General features: G+C 62.0%; 19 protein-coding genes. 3 read left to right on the top strand and 16 right to left on the bottom strand.

The annotated features are described in order from the left end of the window. Positions 1 to 280: 280 nt before the first annotated feature. Positions 281 to 1,096 (bottom strand): hypothetical protein, encoded by an 816-nt coding sequence (locus GCU68_RS20655; RefSeq protein WP_152944532.1) that lies wholly within the window; start codon positions 1,094 to 1,096, stop codon positions 281 to 283. Positions 1,097 to 1,283: 187 nt separating this feature from the next. On the opposite strand from GCU68_RS20655, the gene GCU68_RS20650 reads away from it, so the two are divergent. Beyond that, complete coding sequence (locus GCU68_RS20650; RefSeq protein ID WP_152944531.1) at positions 1,284 to 1,685, top strand: universal stress protein; 402 nt, start codon at positions 1,284 to 1,286, stop codon at positions 1,683 to 1,685. A 36-nt stretch (positions 1,686 to 1,721) separates the two neighbouring features. Here the strand turns inward: GCU68_RS20650 and GCU68_RS20645 are convergent, their stop codons facing one another. The 4 genes from GCU68_RS20645 to GCU68_RS20630 form a co-directional block, all read right to left on the bottom strand. Continuing rightward, the gene (locus GCU68_RS20645; protein WP_152944530.1) at positions 1,722 to 2,111 is read right to left on the bottom strand and encodes a universal stress protein; all 390 of its coding nucleotides are present in this window, start codon (positions 2,109 to 2,111) and stop codon (positions 1,722 to 1,724) included. Positions 2,112 to 2,543: 432 nt separating this feature from the next. Beyond that, entirely contained in the window at positions 2,544 to 2,855 is a 312-nt protein-coding gene (locus tag GCU68_RS20640) for a DUF7521 family protein (protein ID WP_152944529.1), read from the bottom strand. Further along, positions 2,852 to 3,199: an ArsR/SmtB family transcription factor gene (locus GCU68_RS20635; protein ID WP_152944528.1), complete on the bottom strand. Its 348-nt coding sequence runs from the start codon at positions 3,197 to 3,199 to the stop codon at positions 2,852 to 2,854. The genes GCU68_RS20640 and GCU68_RS20635 overlap by 4 nt, the downstream gene beginning before the upstream one ends. Positions 3,200 to 3,428: 229 nt before the next feature. Beyond that, positions 3,429 to 4,136 (bottom strand): alpha/beta hydrolase family protein, encoded by a 708-nt coding sequence (locus tag GCU68_RS20630; protein ID WP_152944527.1) that lies wholly within the window; start codon positions 4,134 to 4,136, stop codon positions 3,429 to 3,431. Between the two features lie 94 nt (positions 4,137 to 4,230). On the opposite strand from GCU68_RS20630, the gene GCU68_RS21500 reads away from it, so the two are divergent. Further along, complete coding sequence (locus tag GCU68_RS21500; RefSeq protein ID WP_168927131.1) at positions 4,231 to 4,395, top strand: hypothetical protein; 165 nt, start codon at positions 4,231 to 4,233, stop codon at positions 4,393 to 4,395. 255 nt (positions 4,396 to 4,650) lie between these two features. Here the strand turns inward: GCU68_RS21500 and GCU68_RS20625 are convergent, their stop codons facing one another. After that, a complete protein-coding gene (locus GCU68_RS20625) occupies positions 4,651 to 5,055 on the bottom strand; it encodes a DUF5518 domain-containing protein (protein ID WP_152944526.1) in 405 nt (134 codons plus the stop codon). A 141-nt stretch (positions 5,056 to 5,196) separates the two neighbouring features. Further along, positions 5,197 to 5,814: a GAP family protein gene (locus GCU68_RS20620; RefSeq protein WP_152944525.1), complete on the bottom strand. Its 618-nt coding sequence runs from the start codon at positions 5,812 to 5,814 to the stop codon at positions 5,197 to 5,199. A gap of 488 nt (positions 5,815 to 6,302) precedes the next feature. Between GCU68_RS20620 and GCU68_RS20615 the strand changes: the two genes are divergently transcribed. Continuing rightward, the gene (locus tag GCU68_RS20615) at positions 6,303 to 7,442 is read left to right on the top strand and encodes a tyrosine-type recombinase/integrase (protein WP_152944524.1); all 1,140 of its coding nucleotides are present in this window, start codon (positions 6,303 to 6,305) and stop codon (positions 7,440 to 7,442) included. A gap of 82 nt (positions 7,443 to 7,524) precedes the next feature. On the opposite strand, the gene GCU68_RS20610 is transcribed toward GCU68_RS20615, so the two are convergent. Genes GCU68_RS20610 through GCU68_RS20570 form a run of 9 tightly spaced genes read right to left on the bottom strand, consistent with a single transcriptional unit; the run spans position 7,525 to position 15,933 of the window. After that, complete coding sequence (locus GCU68_RS20610) at positions 7,525 to 9,351, bottom strand: Na(+)/H(+) antiporter subunit D (protein ID WP_152944523.1); 1,827 nt, start codon at positions 9,349 to 9,351, stop codon at positions 7,525 to 7,527. After that, on the bottom strand, positions 9,351 to 11,273 hold the full coding sequence (locus GCU68_RS20605) for a proton-conducting transporter transmembrane domain-containing protein (RefSeq protein WP_152944522.1): 1,923 nt from the start codon (positions 11,271 to 11,273) through the stop codon (positions 9,351 to 9,353). Before GCU68_RS20605 ends, GCU68_RS20610 begins: the two co-directional genes overlap by 1 nt. Next, complete coding sequence (locus tag GCU68_RS20600; RefSeq protein WP_152944521.1) at positions 11,273 to 12,871, bottom strand: proton-conducting transporter transmembrane domain-containing protein; 1,599 nt, start codon at positions 12,869 to 12,871, stop codon at positions 11,273 to 11,275. The genes GCU68_RS20605 and GCU68_RS20600 overlap by 1 nt, the downstream gene beginning before the upstream one ends. Next, on the bottom strand, positions 12,864 to 13,235 hold the full coding sequence (locus tag GCU68_RS20595) for a cation:proton antiporter subunit C (protein ID WP_152944520.1): 372 nt from the start codon (positions 13,233 to 13,235) through the stop codon (positions 12,864 to 12,866). The genes GCU68_RS20600 and GCU68_RS20595 overlap by 8 nt, the downstream gene beginning before the upstream one ends. Then, positions 13,228 to 13,746: an MnhB domain-containing protein gene (locus tag GCU68_RS20590; RefSeq protein ID WP_152944519.1), complete on the bottom strand. Its 519-nt coding sequence runs from the start codon at positions 13,744 to 13,746 to the stop codon at positions 13,228 to 13,230. The genes GCU68_RS20595 and GCU68_RS20590 overlap by 8 nt, the downstream gene beginning before the upstream one ends. Then, positions 13,747 to 14,286, bottom strand: coding sequence for a DUF4040 domain-containing protein (locus tag GCU68_RS20585; RefSeq protein WP_152944518.1), 540 nt, complete (start codon positions 14,284 to 14,286; stop codon positions 13,747 to 13,749). Next, positions 14,283 to 14,615 carry a monovalent cation/H(+) antiporter subunit G gene (mnhG, locus tag GCU68_RS20580; protein WP_152944517.1) on the bottom strand — a complete coding sequence of 111 codons (333 nt, stop codon included), beginning with the start codon at positions 14,613 to 14,615 and terminating at the stop codon, positions 14,283 to 14,285. Before mnhG ends, GCU68_RS20585 begins: the two co-directional genes overlap by 4 nt. Beyond that, entirely contained in the window at positions 14,612 to 14,884 is a 273-nt protein-coding gene (locus GCU68_RS20575) for a cation:proton antiporter (protein ID WP_152944606.1), read from the bottom strand. The genes mnhG and GCU68_RS20575 overlap by 4 nt, the downstream gene beginning before the upstream one ends. A gap of 11 nt (positions 14,885 to 14,895) precedes the next feature. Then, positions 14,896 to 15,933 (bottom strand): monovalent cation/H+ antiporter subunit E, encoded by a 1,038-nt coding sequence (locus GCU68_RS20570; protein ID WP_152944516.1) that lies wholly within the window; start codon positions 15,931 to 15,933, stop codon positions 14,896 to 14,898. Positions 15,934 to 16,185 lie beyond the last annotated feature (252 nt).

The following is a 16,185-nucleotide window of genomic DNA, read 5'->3' as shown; positions in this document are numbered from 1 at the left end:
GATCGTTCGCTGGTGTGCACACGTGTAATATAGTTGAATGGAAACATATAGACTTCGGTGGGACCTGTGTCCACGTTCCCGGCCGAGCAGTAGGTTGATGGTCTCGATAGCAACGGTGGAGTAGCACCACGGAACCAACAACGTGTTCGGCTGCCGGCTACGGTCGTGGTTATACCACTCGACCCGACTCTCACAGACACACTGATCGCACGACAGCTGCACGAGCTGGTGTGCATTGATTTTCAGTGGCGACTGTCTGCGTCGCCGGTTGGAAGCACCGTCAAAGGACGACTTCGCCGCCACAGAGCAGTTCCCGCTCCGTTCGTCTCGCCTCCTCACCTGCGTCGACTAACGTCGGCTCGGTGACCGGCGTGTCGAATCGTTCCCGGTCCGGTTCGACGCGCTCGAGCAGCGACGAGAACGTCGTTCCTCTCCGTCCGCCGGCCGAGACGATGCCGCCGTATTTGCGCTCGTCGAACGGGGTGGTATCGGGGTCGGGGAACTCCTCGCGGATAATCTGTGCCGTCTCTTTGAGATACGCCGCTGCTTCCTGTTGTGAGTAGCTGCTTTCTTCGTAGTACGTTTGTTTGTGTTCGTCCGCGAACTCCTCGACGAGATGCTCCGGCGACTCGTAGCGGACTGATTCCGGTGTGGTGTAACCAGTGGCGAACCGAACGTTCATCGTGAAGCTATCGGGATAGCGCAAAATAAGCGGGAAGAAGATCATGTCCGTAACGGTCGTCCGCTGTTGGATCCGCCAAAGCGCCTCGAAATAGTACGAACTCAACTCTCCGATGCGATCGTCTCGTTTGCCTCGGAAGTACGCCATCGCAACGTCTTCGTAATTCTCGCCAGCGATACGACGAAGGCGGCGTTTAAAACTCTCGGCGACGCGTTCGAACTCCATCTCGTAGGCTTGCAACAGCGGCACGTCCGGGTCAGCGAGGAGCTCTGCCTTCCGCTCTCGACCCTCAGCAACGGTCATCATGTTTTCGTGAAACACTCGCTCGGCCTCAAGATCGGGAAGCGGTGTTCGAACCGCCTTTTGGTGCAAAATCCTTGCGTCACCGTTGAATCGATCCTGGTCCCCACTCATCCGACTGTCTCTTTGTGCTGAACTGATATTAAGTGACGGTTTGTTCGTTCCACAGACTGTCTCCAGCGTTCGAGTTCGAGCGGTTGCTCGGAGGACCGTCTCGTATCGACCGACGGCGTCTCGATGCGCTGAACTGCCAGTGACGTGGACGGGACGTTTTTCTCGGTCGTCGTCAAAGCACGACTCGATGTACGACACGATTCTGGTCCCGACCGACGGTCGACCCAACACCGAGCGAGCGATCGAGGAGGCGATCGAACTCGCACGCGTTCACGATGCGTCCGTCCACGCATTGTACGTCATCAACTCCGCCGAAATCGCTCCCGGAATGGATTTCGAGGACCTCGAGCCGATCGGGGAGCGAGCCGTCGACCACGTCGCAACGCAGGCGGCGGACGCCGGGATCGACGACGTTCGAACGACGGTTACCCACGGGCTTCGCCATCAGGCGATCCTCGACTACGCCGCCGAGCACGACGTCGATCTGATCGTGATGGGGCGCAACCGCGGTATCGAGCGGTTCTTCCGGAAGAGCGTCTCCGAACAGGTCTCGAGAGCGGCTCCGACGTCCGTTCTCGTCGTCGAATAGTCGATCTGTCGTTCGCCGATGCTATCACGTGGCTGATCACAGTGTCGGGCTTGGAACGACGACCACTGGCAGCGTCGCTTCCTCGAGTACCGCCTGTGCACTCGAGCCAACCGTCGGTGACCCATCGGGCAGGCCGTCGACAGCCGCGATGACGAGTTCGTCGGCATCGACGGTCGTCGCCGCCTCGAGCAGCCTCTCGGCGGGTTCGCCGTCGTCTTCGTAACACTCCGTCCGCACCGTGTCGACTGTTCCAAGCCTGACGCGAGCGACGTTCAACGCCTCCGTGGCGTCTCGGTGTGCCGTCGCATCTGACGGGGGGACGACGGCGACGACCGTCACCGTGTCTGCAGCCGTCGCTCGCGTCTCGAGGTAGTCACAGATCGCTGCCGTCGTGTGGACGGACGCAGTACCGACGAGATAGTGCATACCGACTCCTCGAACGGTGCTTCAAAGAAGCTGTGGGTGCTGCGATCGGCGGCTGATTGCTTCGAGTGCGCTTACGACCCGGCGAGTCAGTCTGGCTTTCGGGCTGGATTTTCCGAGCCAGAAAATGCGCTCCCAGCACTATTAGGTGACAGCCGAAAGCAGCGTCTGGGGACGCGCAGCCAACCCCGCACGGCGTGGCCACCCGAATCTGAGTCCCCATCGGTTATCTCGCCCTTCTGCCCACGGGCGGCCGCATTCCCACCTGCGGCCGTTCCACTCGGCTCCCGGGCCCGCAGTTGGTCCCTGCACGCTCGCTTCGGCCCACGGACCCGTGTACTGATTTCGTCTTTGGCACTCGAACTCGAGAACCGGCCCAGAGACACGACACGTTGACGGCTTCGTTCGATCCAGACCCTGATTCAGCAGACTGTGTTAGTGGTGGCCGTACAGTGAGTACATGATCGCTACCAACCCGACGAGGCGGCTCACGTTCTCGAGAAACGCCGTCACGAGCTGTCTCGGGCTGAACACCGTCGTGACCGTCACGTTGATCAAGAACGGACAGAGTGTCAACAGAAGCAAGCCGACAGCTAGATACAGCATCGATCGAGCGTCGTTCCGTCGATAGCCGCGGTAGGCCTGGTAGGCGATGACGGTTCCGAACAGGGCCACCAGAAAGAGGCTTGCGACGGTCAACAGTTCGAACAGTGGCGCTTCGTCGATCCGGACGACGTGCTGGCTCATCGCATCCCCTCCCACAGCCGGGTGAACTTGTCGGCGACGTCCTCGTCCCGATACGTTAGCTCGAGGGCGAACGAGCCGTCTTCGAGGGAGAGTTCGAGCCGATCGAGGTTCGCGCTGTAGACGCTGAAATGATTACCGTCGGGTGCGAGCTCCGTTTCTTCGGTGACGAGATGACATTCCTCGAGGCGCTCGAGTCGCCGATAGATCGTTGGCAGGGACGCATCACACCGCTCGCTCAGGGTACTGGCTGACATTGGTTCGATACTCGTATTGGTGAGGATTTCGCGCGCATACTCGTCGTCGAGTATGGCGAGTACAGTCGATAGATCAGTCTCCTCACTCACTGCTGTCTCATCGTTCCGGCATCGCTATGAAAAACGGTCCGGTTTTTCTGAACGAGAAAATCCGGTTTTGGCTTTCTGATCGCGGCTGTATCGGTCGGCTCCGGATGGCCACGCATCGCGACTGGTTCACGTTCGGCACTGGTCTGTATATTATATATCGAAATATGATTTATTGGATAGCAGTGCCTTCGAGTCCACGCACAGACACAACACACTGAGTAGACGATCGTCACTGTTCGAGCCAGTGAAACAGCCGTTCGAGAAGTCGAGCTTCGGCCACCCTCGAAAACCGATGGCCTTCGGTCGCGAACGTCTCGAGCAGGACGTCCGTCTCGAGTCGAGCAGTTGCCTCGAGGCTGTCGGTGACGTCGACGGACTCGTCTTCTCGCCCGTGAAAGATCGCAACCGGCACGTCGAGTGACGCTTCGACGTCGGCGAACGGGTGTGTCTCGAGATCGTCGAAAAACCGATGATCGATTCGATCGCCGGTTTCGAACTGACACTCGCCGTCGCGTTCGACGGTCGTTCGATACCCCTCGAACGCACGGTTGTACGTGACGGGCGCTCGCGTCACGACGGCGTCGACCCGCGGATCCTGTGCCGTCGCGTGGAACGCGACTTTCCCGCCGAAACTCGAGCCGAAAACCGCGTACGAGTCAGGGTCGAAATAGTCGACGATGGCGTAGATATCCTCGAGTTTGGCGCTGAGTGTCTGGTCGACGAACCGCCCGTCAGCGTCGCCACAGCCGCGAAAATCGAACCGTACGGCGTTGTACCCTTGCTCGACGGCTCGCTGACAGCGGTGCTCGTAGCTCCCCTGTTTGTCGCTCAGAAAGCCATGACAGAACACGAGCCAGTCGTCGCCGGGTGCCTCGTGGTGAACCGCAGCGACGGACTCACCGTTGGCGACCGGAATTCGATGCGGCGTCGCAGTCATTGGCTCCACCCACGGATCACACGGTTGTAGTCGTTGTGCCCGAGGTAGCCGTCGCTGGCACACCATTTACCACCAGCTCGCCCGTCTGTCGTATATGGCCCGGACGACTTATCGATGCACCTGCGGTGCGCTGGTGGAGTTCAAACAGGACCTCGAGAAAGAGTCCGGTCTCACGACGCGACGCTGGAAGTGCAAGCAGTGTGGGACGCCGGTCCCCGGACAGATCGGCGAAAAGGTTAGCCACCAGCACCCGTCCTGAGCGCCCCGCTCCCGTGGGTTTTCTCGGTCAGCCCGAAATCGCTCGACTGCAGTGGCGTCGATGACCCGACGGCGTCACGGTCAAACCATGTACTTGTAATTACTGGACTAATTCAAAGTACCATCTGTGCGTCGCTGGATTGCCGAATCCCGTTCGCTCGAGGGTGCTGTCTTGCACGTTCGAAAATCACGACATCTGTAAATTTTATACTGCTATACAAACCTCTGGCGCGGACGAGAAACGCCGGGCAATATTTTAGGCGCGGGCCCCGGTTGTCTTCCGGGCAGCCCGACGGCCCTTCGCCCACGAGCCGATCGCGCCACCGAGCGCACCGGGAATCGCGTAGAACGCGAGCAGCAGCAGGCCGACGGCGAGCACGCCAAACGTCGCGACGACGCCCGCGAAGAGCAGTGTGGTAAACGTCACGACTGCCAACGTGATGAGCGATCCGAGAACGGTCGCGATGCCACCGTGGACGGCCCCGGTGCCCACCGTACCGCCGGCCATGTGGCCGGCGACGAGGCCACCGACGATACCGATCATCGCCCACGATGCTACAAGCGTCGCGGCGTCCGTTCCCGCGATCAGGAGTCCGCTGATGACGGCGAGGACGAACGCGACGACGAATCCGGTTACGATTGCTATCCAATGTAGTTTCATGACCAATCGTCTACTACGCTGCCAGACATGATAACGCTCTTCTCAGGATTCTCGGAGAGTACAATCGTTCAGACTGGATGGCTGAGGATACGTCCGTCACTCGAGGACTGGGACCTAACTGCGGTCGTCGCCGGTCGAGTCTTAGCCAAGGAGGTTGTTGAGTGCCATTCCGATAAACAAGAGGAGGACGATTTCGTTGACGAGCCATGCGTTCGCGTTCATCCACTCGCGGGCTTTCGGAAGCGCGATTTCCGCCCGTTCACCGAACGCAGCTAAAATCAACGACGGGAGCGCCAAAATCAGGAGCGTCAGTCCAATAAACGGGATCGCCTCCGTCAGCGAGGCACCGCGAGCCGCCAGATAGGAGCCGACAGCAGTCGACGTGAGGATGTCTGTCGGAAAAAATCCCATGAGCAGAAAGCCGAGTCGGAACGAAAATCGCGGCGTTGCGCTCTCGAGTGTCCCCATCCACCGCGGCGGCTCCGATTCGGCTCTCGTTCGGTAGGTATGTATCATCGCAAACGAGAGCGCGACGACGACGATCGCGCTGAGCGTCGTGTGTGACGCACCCTGACCGACCGCACCGATGCCGAAACTAAACGCGATCGTGACGACGAGGGTGATCGAGATGGCCGCCCCCCCGACGAACGCGGCGGAGTTTCGTCGCCAGTTTTCGCTCGTCGCGAGGAAGATGGCACTCAGAATCTGTGGCCCCGCGATCATCACGAACACCAGCGGCAACACCTCGAGAAACTTCACGAGTCGATCATCTCGAAACGGTTTTCGGGTGCCGTCCTAGCGACTCGACGGAGTCCGTCGGCGTTATCACGGTGTGGATACCGCAGTCGTGTTCCTGTGGAGGCGGTATCGATCGTCATGTGTCGTCCGAGAGCGTGTCCGCTGTCTATCACTAGATGGACGCAAAACGTGTTAACTCTTAGTTACGTATTCTGATCTTTCTTCCTCCACTGAATTGCCGCTTTCACGTCAGTGCCGACGCGTGCGACACTCTCCATACCATTTCCTCCCGAATAACTGCTCATCGACAGCAGCCGATGAAGAACCGTTAGATCGGTATGACATTGTTGGAGATTGGAGAGTTCCCGTCCGGTCTGAGGGGCGAATCCGGACGCGGTTTCTTTCCGGGGTCGAAATTCCGAAACACAGATTTAGGGTGCTGGACCAGTACCGTACGAGTAGATGATCAGCGGCGTCGACGCCGGCACGAACGGCAGGGTGATCGAACCGTGACCGATTCAGAGACGGACGTCGCCGTCGTCGATGCGGTCGACGCGTATCTCCAGCGGAAAGCCGTCGGCGACCCCGACGGCTCGGGTGCAGGGACGTACGCGTCCAACGCCGAATCGATTCTGCGACGGTGGGCCGACTGGCTCGAGGCCGAACACGACCGCCGTTCGTTGTTCTCACTCGAGGTCGAACACATGCGCGCCTACGCGACCGAACTTCACGCTCGAGTCGAACGCGGCGAGTACACGGCCTCGACCGCCGGGACCTACTACGCGGTCGTTCGCGCGTTTCTCTCGTGGTGCGTTCGCGGCGGCATTCTCGAGGCGAACCCGGCTGTCGACGACGAGGCCGAAGCCGCGCTCCCGATTCCGGACGACCGACCGGACAGCGAGTACTGGACATCGAGACAGCGTCGACGACTCCAGACGTACGTTCAAGAACGGACACTCGAGGTATCAATGGACTCCGATCACCGCGACGAGCGGTGCAATCGGTTGCGAGAGTACGCGATTGTTGCGCTGCTCGCTCACTCGAGCGTGCGGGGCTCCGAACTGTTCAGCGTACCTGACGACGAGCGCCGGAACGGGGCAACGTGGGACGACGTCGACTTCTATACAGGGACGATCCGCGTCCTCGGCAAATCCCAGCGTCTTGAGGACGTGCCGCTGCCCGGCCCGGCTCGGACGCCGCTGCGGCGGTACAGGGTCGTTCTCGACCCGCCGAGTAACGACTGGCCGCTGTTTCCAACCCGTCACGCACCCTCGATCGCCCGCCGCGTCAAGACCGTGTTGGCAGAGCGCGGCTACGACGACGAAGAGATCGAAACGCTGTGTTCGAACACCACGGCGAGCCAACTCGCCCGTGACCGATCGATTTCGCCGCCGGCGATAACCACCGAAGGCGCACGCTCGGTCCTCAAGCGACTCTGCAAAGAGGCTAACGTCGACGTCGATGGGAACTACTTGACGCCACGCGGCGTCCGTGGCGACCACGATGACAGCTACCGCCGCGACGCGACCGCCTCGAAACCGGCGTTGCGAACGTCGCCGCTCGAGGGCACGCTCGCCGTTCCGGAAGTGTATCCGCCGGTCGTCGACGTCGACTCGAGCGGGCGCGACGAGCGGTCGGAAAACAGCTAGCAGCGCTTATTATGTCGGAGTCTCGTCTGGCGTCGCTCGGGAAGAACTCGAGAACGGAGTGGACTCGGAAAACGGTCGGCGCTTAGAGCAGCAACCAGAGCACGATCGTCAGGAGGAGCGTCAACAGTAGGACGGTCGTGCCGATGCTCGTTCGGAGATGGATCGTCGATGGGCGGCCGCCGTCCGTTGGCTGGCGGTCCTCGACATCGACCATCGGAAGCCGTCGGGCGGCGGCGTCGACGGCGAGGACGGGGTTGTTCCCGACCCAGTAGCAGCGTTTGACAGCACCGACGACTGCCGCGTCGACGGCGGCGTACGTCTCCGTCACCGCGAGCATCGTCCAGCGGCTAACGTAGTAGGTCGCGGGGTAGACGACCATCGCCGGATCGCCGAGATCGAGTTTCGACAGCGGCTTCCGGACGACGACGAAGGTGACGGCTGCGACCCCGGTCAGGATGCCGGCCGTCTCGAGGTGGCTCAAGCTGTAGGGGTGGAGGTGACTCTCGCCGCCATAGTAGGAGAACGCGAAGTCGCTCCCGTGGATCGTCGGCGCGAGGTCGGCCAGTCCCTGCCACCAGACGCCGAAGAGGAGACAGGCACCGCCGAGGCCGAGCATCGCGACCGTCTGTCCGGGTTTGGCGTCGGCGACCTCGATATCGCTCTCGCCGTGGAAGAAGACGTAGTAGCCGAGTTTGATGAACGAGAGCAGCGTCCCGATCGCGCCGAGCCAGAGCAGGTAGTACAGCGCCTGGTACTCGGGCTGGCCGTAGTAGCCCGGATCGGCGGCGTCGAAGATCATGCCTTTGCTCACGTAGCCGTTGAAGCCCGGAATCGCCGTGATCGAAAGCGCGCCGAGGCCGAACCCGACGGCTGTCAGCGGCATCTCTCGCCAGAGACCGCCCAGTTTGTATAGGTCTTCTTCCCCGGTGCGGTAGATCACGACCCCGACGGCCATGAACAGCAGACTCTTGAACAGGATGTTGTTGAACAGGTGGCTCATCGCGCCGGCAGTCGCGAGGGGTGTGCCGATCCCGATTGCGGCGACGATGTAGCCGAGTTGGGCCTGGATGTGATACGACAGCAGCGCCCGCATGTCGTGTTGCAGCAGGGCGAACGTCGCCCCGTAGACGGCCATCAGGCCACCCATGTAGGCGACGTAGATCGAGAGATCGTGCGTTCCCTCGAGCGGGAACGCCCGGTAGAGGACGAACGCGCTCGTCTTCGTCGTATAGACCGAGAGGAACACCGACGCCGCGATGTGGGGCCGCGGGTAAGTATCGGGCAGCCAGGTGTGGAAGCCGATGAAAGCGACGTTGACGCCCATCCCGAGCACGGCGAGCAGCGCCGGAATGCCGTCGGCGATGCCGGCTTCGGTGTAGATGAACGTCCCAGTCTGAACGTAGTGGACCGCGACTGCCATCATCACGAGCACGCCGCCGGTTCCGTGGAAGATCGCGTACCGGAAGCCGGCCCGGACCGCCTCGCCGCCGTAGTGCCAGACCACGAGCGTGCTGGTCACCGCCATCAGCTCCCACATGAACAGGAGCACGAGCCAGTCGCCGGCGAAGGCCGCCCCGATCGAGGAGGCGACGTAGGCGAGTGCAAAGGCCGTCAGCGTCTCGCTGGCGTCGCTCGAGTAGGCGTAGATAACGCTACAGATCCCGAGGAAGCCGAGTCCGAGTCCGATCATGCGGGAGAAATCGTCGACGTAGTACGGGACGACCTCGAACCCGAGGAAGGTGCCGGCTAAGTGCTGGCCCTCCGGTGCGAGCAGTGATATCGCTAGAACGGCCGCGAGACTGAGTGCGCCGACGGCGAAGCCCGCGAGTCGCGGGAGGACGAGTACGAGCAGTGCTGCCGCAAGGATGATAAGCGGCGGGTAGGCCACGGACAAGATATCGAGTTCCATTATTCTGTCACCTCCGTCATGAGTTCGTCGAACGGAACGTCACCTAACTCCTCGAACGACATTCCGAAGACGCCCTCGACGATCTGGGTCGCCAGATCGAGGAAGACCGCGTAGTCAGGGCCGATCCCGAGGACGACCGCTCCAGTCGCGATCACGGCGATCGGGGCGAGCATCAGCCATGTGCTCTCGGTGAACGGTGAGTGGCGTTGCCAGCCGGCGGCCGGCGGACCGCCGGTGAGGTGATCGTCGTGGTTCCCGTGGTGGTCGACGCTACTGACGTGCTCGCCGTGATCGTCGGTGTCGACGTCGTCTGGAACCGTGTGATCGCTCGGGTACTTGTCGACGGCGTACTCGAACGCTTCGTCCGAGTCGTCCGTCTCCGTTGTGTCAGTTGTCTCGGTGCCGTTGGCTCGCTCTCCACCGTCCGTGGCGACGTGGTCGTCGTCCGATCCGGTACTGTAGGATTGCACCAGCCCCCCACGAGGGAACTCGAGCAACGGTTTGGCGTCGTGTCGGTCCTCGCTTTCGAAGAAGGCGGTGTAGACGACCGGCCAGAGGTAGCCGACGTTGAGCACGGCCGAGAGCAACAGCGCGGCAGCGAACAGCCAGTAGCTGCCGCCGACGTCGCCGGCACCGATCAGCATGTAGAACTTGCTGACGAAGCCGGCGATCGGCGGCAGGCCGGCCATCCCGGCCGCACCGACGGTAAAGGCGGTCATCGTCAGCGGCATCCGCTTGCCGATGCCGGCCATCTCGCTGATGTAGTCGGTGTGGGTTTCGACGTGGATCGCGCCGGCACAGAAGAACAGGGTGAGCTTCGCGAATGCGTGTGCGGGAATGTGGAACAACGCTCCGACGATCGCATAGGGGTGAAGCATCGAGAGCCCGAGCACGATATAGGAAAGCTGCGCCGTCGTCGAGTAGGCTAGCCGGCGCTTGAGGTGGTCTTTCCGCATCGCGATGATACTCGCCGCAGTCAGCGTGAACGCGGCGACGATCGCGACGGGGATGTTCAACCCGACCTCGCCGATTCCCGGAACGGAAAGCGGGAGGTCGTGGATCAGGCCGGGACCGTAGACCTCGAGGATGACCCGCGCGACGCCGAAGGCACCGGACTTGACGACTGCCACCGCGTGGAGCAATCCGGACACCGGCGTCGGCGCGACCATCGCGTCGGCGAGCCAGGAGTGAAGCGGCATCAGCGCGGCCTTGACGCCGAAGCCGGCGATCAGCAGGAAGAACGCGGCCTGTGCGTAGACCGGTTCTGCCTGTGCGGCCGCGGCGAGTGCCTCCATGCCGCCCGCTTCGAAGGCCAGCGTCGGCCCGCCTTCGACCAGACTGGTCAACCAGTAGACCATCGCCGTGCCGGCGAGCAGGAAGACGCCACCCCCGAAGAACGTGTAGGTGAGGTACTTTCGGCCAGCGATGCGGGCCTCGTCGTCCTCGTTGTGCGCGACCAGCGGATAGGTGACCAGCGAGAGCAGTTCGTAGAAGACGAAGATCGTCACGAGGTTCGCCGCGAAGGCGATCCCGACGGCGGTCGAGAGGCTGGCCGCAAACGACGCGAAAAACCGGGTCTGGGCGTGCTCGTCGAGCCCGCGCATGTAGCCCGTGGCGTAGAACGACGTGAAGATCCACAGGAAACTCGCGAGCAGGGCGAAGAAGATCCCCAGCGGATCGGCCCGCAGGGCGAAGTCGATGCCCTCGAGGAACTGGATCCCGGTACTCTCGTAGAGGCTCCACTCGAAGACGGTCCCGTTGATGACTGCGGGGAGCATGCTGACGATGATTCCGAACTTCGCGAGGGCGGCCACGACGGACCAGCTCTCTCGGAGGTTCGGACGGCGATGCGACGCGATGATGAGGACGATGGCGACCGCCGACACCAACACGGCAGCGAGCGGTCGGATATCTGCAACCATTAGTTAATCACCTCAGTGAGGAACGGCTCGAGCAGTTCGGCGATCGCCCCGCCCGCGAAACCGAGCGCGACAGCGCCGAGCGCAACGACGACGACGATGGCGATCATCCCGACCGAGACGGGGTTTCGAGCATCTGCGCCACGGAGCGCCGCGGCTGCACTCCCGTCGTCGGTCTCGACTTCGGAGTCCAGTGTGCTGGCGTCGTCACGATCGGCGTCACCGCCGTCCGTCGCCACCGGCCCTCGTGCGTGTGGCCGTTCGACCACGGTCGCCGGCGTGAAGTACATCTTCTCGAGCAGGCGAGCCGCGTAGGCCAGCGTGAGCATGGTGCTCAGGAAGATCACGGCGGCGACGGGCCAGAGTTGGGACTCGACGGCACCGAGAGCGATGTACCACTTGCCGACGAAGCCGACGCTCGGCGGGATGCCGACGAGTGAGAACAGGAGGATGGCCATCAAGCCGGCCATTATCGGCCGGTCGGTGGCTAAGCCGGCGTACTCGTCAACAGTTCGAGCCCCGTAGCTGGCTGCGACGAGGGCTGCACCGAGGAAGAGGCCGGTTTTCAACAGCCCGTGGCCGACGAGGTGAATCACAGCGCCGGTGAGCGCCGTTTCGGAGTTACCGGCGATGACGACCCCGTAGGCCGCAATCACGAGGCCAAACTGCGAGACTGACGAGTACGCGAGCATGCGTTTGACTTCGGTCTGGATTACGGCCAGAACCGTGCCTGCGAGCACGCTCACACAGCCGATAGTGAGGACGATTGCAGCCGCGTTCGGCATGGCGGCGAGGTAGTCGACCTCGAAGACGGTGACGATCAGCCGTCCGAACGCATACGCGGAGGCGGTCGAGACGAGCGCCGCGATCAGCGGCGTCACGCCGTCGGGGGCCTGCTGGTAGGCGCTCGGCTGCCACGTGTGCAGCGGCCACTGTGCGACCTTGACGGCGAACCCGACAACGATGAACGCAAAGCCGGTCTGGATCAGCACGGGTCGTTCCGCCGCCGGAATCGCTATCGAGAGTTCGACCATGTTGAGCGTCCCCGTCGCCATGAAGACGAAGGCGACGCCGATGAGGTACATCGACGCGGCGACGGTCCCCAAGATCAGGTACTTCAGCGCGGCGACTGCCGACTCGGGGCCGTCGCCGCTTGCGACTAGTGCATAGGTCGCGAGGCTCGTAATCTCGAGGAAGACGAATAGGTTGAAGACGTCGCCGGTCAGCGAGATACCGAGCAGCCCGCCAACTAACAGCAAGTAGGCGGTGTAGAACGTGTTCCCTCGCGGGCCACCACGCCGCGTATACGCGAGGACGCCGACAGCGACACTGGTTATGAGGAGGGCGATCAGCGTCGAGAACTCGTCGGCGACGAGTTGGATCCCGTACGTTCGGGGATACCCACCCAGCGTGTGAATCACCTCGCCGCTGGTGTAGACGACGCTGGCGAGGGCGAGCGCGGCGGCGAACAGCCCGGTCGACGTGATCGCAGCGACCGACCAGCCCGTTCGTTCGTACCGCAGTCCGAGCGCGATCGGGAGCGTCGCCGCGAGGATGGGGGCGACGATCAGCAGCGCCGGAAGCAGGTCGATGTTACTCATCGGCACGCACCTCCCGAAGGGTATCTTCGCGGAGCGTCCCGTACTCCGAGTAGATCCGTATCACGAGTGCGAGACCGACTGCTGTCAGTGCGATGCCGACGACGATGGCAGTCAGCACGATGACCTGTGGGAGCGGACTCGCAACCAGCAGCTCTCCGGGGTCCGACTCGGGTGGGACGATCGGTGCTGACCCGCCTTCGACGTAGGCCATCGAGACGAAAAACAGGAAGATCGACGTCTGAAAGAGGCTCACGCCGATCAGCTTCTTGACGAGGTTCTGACTGGCAATAACCATGTAGAGCCCGATACCCAGCAGTACGAACATCAACACGTACGTATACCGGCTCGCCAAGAGTTCAATCATCGTCACCCACCTCTCGATCTGTCGGGCGCTGCCGGCCGCTGTGGCCGCCGGTCCCGCTCGGGCGCTCCGGCGTAAATCCGGCCGCCATCGCGAAAAAGAGGGTAATAATGACCCCCGACACGATCAGCGCGATGCCGCCGATTTCGACGGCCTCGAGCCCCCACTTCGGTTTGATGTGGAATACGTCTTTGAGCTTATAGAACTCGAGGAAGTCCCCGCCAAGGGCGACCATCCCGAGCCCGACAGCACCGAAGATGACGACGCCGCCGGTGACGAGGCCGACGAGGAACGAATTTCGAAGCCACCGCCGGGTCGGTTCGATGCCGAATGCGAAGGCGATCATGAGGACCGTTACGCCGACGATCGTTCCGCCTTGGAACCCGCCGCCCGGGGCGTCGCCTCCGTGGAAGGTCATGAACAGCCCGTAGGTGAGCGTAAACGGTGCGATGATCTTTACGGCAGTCATGATCACTTGACTCTCGGTGTAGGTATCGTCGTAGGAGTCGGACATTTAGGCGAACACCTCGCGTTTCAAGACGAGCAGCGTCGAGATGCCGGCGGCGAAGACGACGACCGCCTCGCCGAAGGTGTCGAAGCCACGATAGGCGGCGAGGACGGCTGTCACCGCGTTTTCGACGCCCGTGTCGTTGTACGTCTGCTGGATGTAGTGTTGAGTCACTTCTGGGTGCTGCCAGACCGGCGTCTGTTGGATGCCGACTTGGTACATCTCGGGAAGGACCGTGGTTCCCAGCAGCAACACGAACGCACCGACGACGACGACTGCCGGTATGTGAATTCGCTCGTTGAGTTGGTCAGCAGAGGGGCGTGTCGTCCGTGCGATCGTCAACAGGAGCAAGAGGGTGGTGACGCCGGCTCCAATTGCGGCTTCGGTCATGGCGACGTCGGGTGCTAGCAGGAACGTATAGAGAATCGCCATCCCGAGACTGTACGCACCGAAGACAACGATCACCGACAGGATGTCGCGAAACAGCGCCGTGGCGACGGCTGTCGCGAGGATGAACACCACGAGCGTGAGGGCGAACAGATTCATTGTGAATCACCGTCTTCGTCGGCGTCGTTGGTCCACGGCTCGATACCGCTTTCTGCGGCAGAGCGGGCGATCGCGTGTGCGGCCGTTGGGTTCGTGATAAACACGAAAAAGAGCAGCAAGACGGTGTAGACCGCCGCGTGCTGCCAGCCGAACGCCACCGCGACGCCAGCAAGTGCGAAACCTGCTCCGAGCGTGTCCGTCTGGGATGCGGTGTGGGCCCGCGCGTAGATGTCCGGCAGTCGGATGACGCCGACCGTCGAGACGAACGTGAAGAACACGCCCAGTCCGAGGAGGGCGACGACCACCCAGAATCGGATCGTCTCGATCACAGGACTCCACCTCGCTCGACGGTGAACTTCGAAATGGCAACCGCCATCAGGAAGTTCAACAGGGCGTAGATCAGCGCCACGTCGAGGAACCACGCCTGATCCAAGCCCGCCGCTAAGAGGGCGAGGATGACGACCGTGTTCGTCCCGAGGACGTTCACCGCGAGCAGCCGATCCTGCGTCGTCGGTCCCGCGACAGCACGGTAGAACATCATGATCGCGAGGACGACGAACAGCGCGGCTGCAGCGATAAACACCTCTTCAATGGCCATCCCGTTCGGAATCACTGGTCGTCACCTCCGATGATCTCCGTGTCACCGCGCTCGCGCGGCGTCGGAATCGCCGCCGATTCACGGCCGTAGAACACGAACCTGATGGCCCGCTCGAGGCCGCCATCGAAAAGATCGTCGCGGGCGGACGGGATCAGCGTGTGGACGATCAGCCGCTGGTCGTCGGCTCGGACCGTCAGCGTGCCCGGTGTGAGGGTGATGCTGTTGGCTAACGCGAGCAACGGGAGCCCGCCCCTGACGCGGGTGTTGATCCGCGTCATCGTGGGTTCGATGGGCATCGAGGGTCGCAGAATAACGGCTGATACTGCGATGTTGGCCTTGACGATCTCCCAGATGAGATAGGGGATATAGAGTCCGAATCGAATCGCTCGGATCGGTGATTGGACACGATCGAGCGGGAACGTGAACGTAACGTTCGCAAGTGACAGCGAGACGATGCCGGCGACTGCCGCGCCGGTAACGAGATCGAACCAGTACGTCGGATCTCCGAGAACGAGATAGAAGCCGTAGGAGATCCAGAACATCGCGAACAACCGATCGAAGCGTTCGCTCACGTCACCGACCAACCGCTGGTGACGGGCCGGTCGTTCGACCGGTGCCTCGTCGTAGGCCAACCCGACCGCCTCGAGTTCGCGTTCGACGGACTGGAGTATCTGGGCCGTCGATCCAGGTTGGTACTCCGGGTCGAGCACGATCAGGTCGATATCGTGTTGCTGTGCGTAGTCGCTGAACGTGTCGGCGAAGTCTCGCGGCCCGAAGAGATATTCGTCAGTTCCCAGCAGCGCCGTTTCGGTCGTCACCGACGCACTGCCAGCGTCCTCTCGAACCCAGTTTTCGGCCTTCGAGAGCAGCTCTTCGGCGTCCGCCGTGTGCTGGCGACTCTCTGGTAAGTCTGCCTCGTGGGGCAGCGCGACGACGAGATGGACGACGAGGTCGTCGTCGCGCTCGAGGCCGGAGCGGACCGCGTAGCCGACCGTCTGTCGGACGGTCACCGTATCCGACAGCGGTACGAGTATTCGATTAGCCGCCACGGCGCATCCCCCGTGGTGACCGTTGTTGGATATTCATGGAACTCGTTGATAGTCGAGTCATGCGGTACCCGTAGGAAAACAATTTCGTTATCCGGCAGTTGGCCCGGTCTGGAAGCATATTCCCACTAATCGTCGGATTATCAAAACAAGCATGTCGAAAGAGGTCGGATTAGATCCTATATATCAAATTCTGGACGATCTGACGCGAGCCATCGGCCGTTCGGCCGGTCATCGTGAGTAGGAGAATCGGGA

Origin of the sequence: Natronorubrum aibiense (assembly GCF_009392895.1) — an archaeon.
In the GTDB taxonomy this organism is placed as follows: domain Archaea; phylum Halobacteriota; class Halobacteria; order Halobacteriales; family Natrialbaceae; genus Natronorubrum; species Natronorubrum aibiense.
Note: the sequence above shows the minus strand (reverse complement) of the source record. Positions and strands in the feature narration are given on the sequence as shown.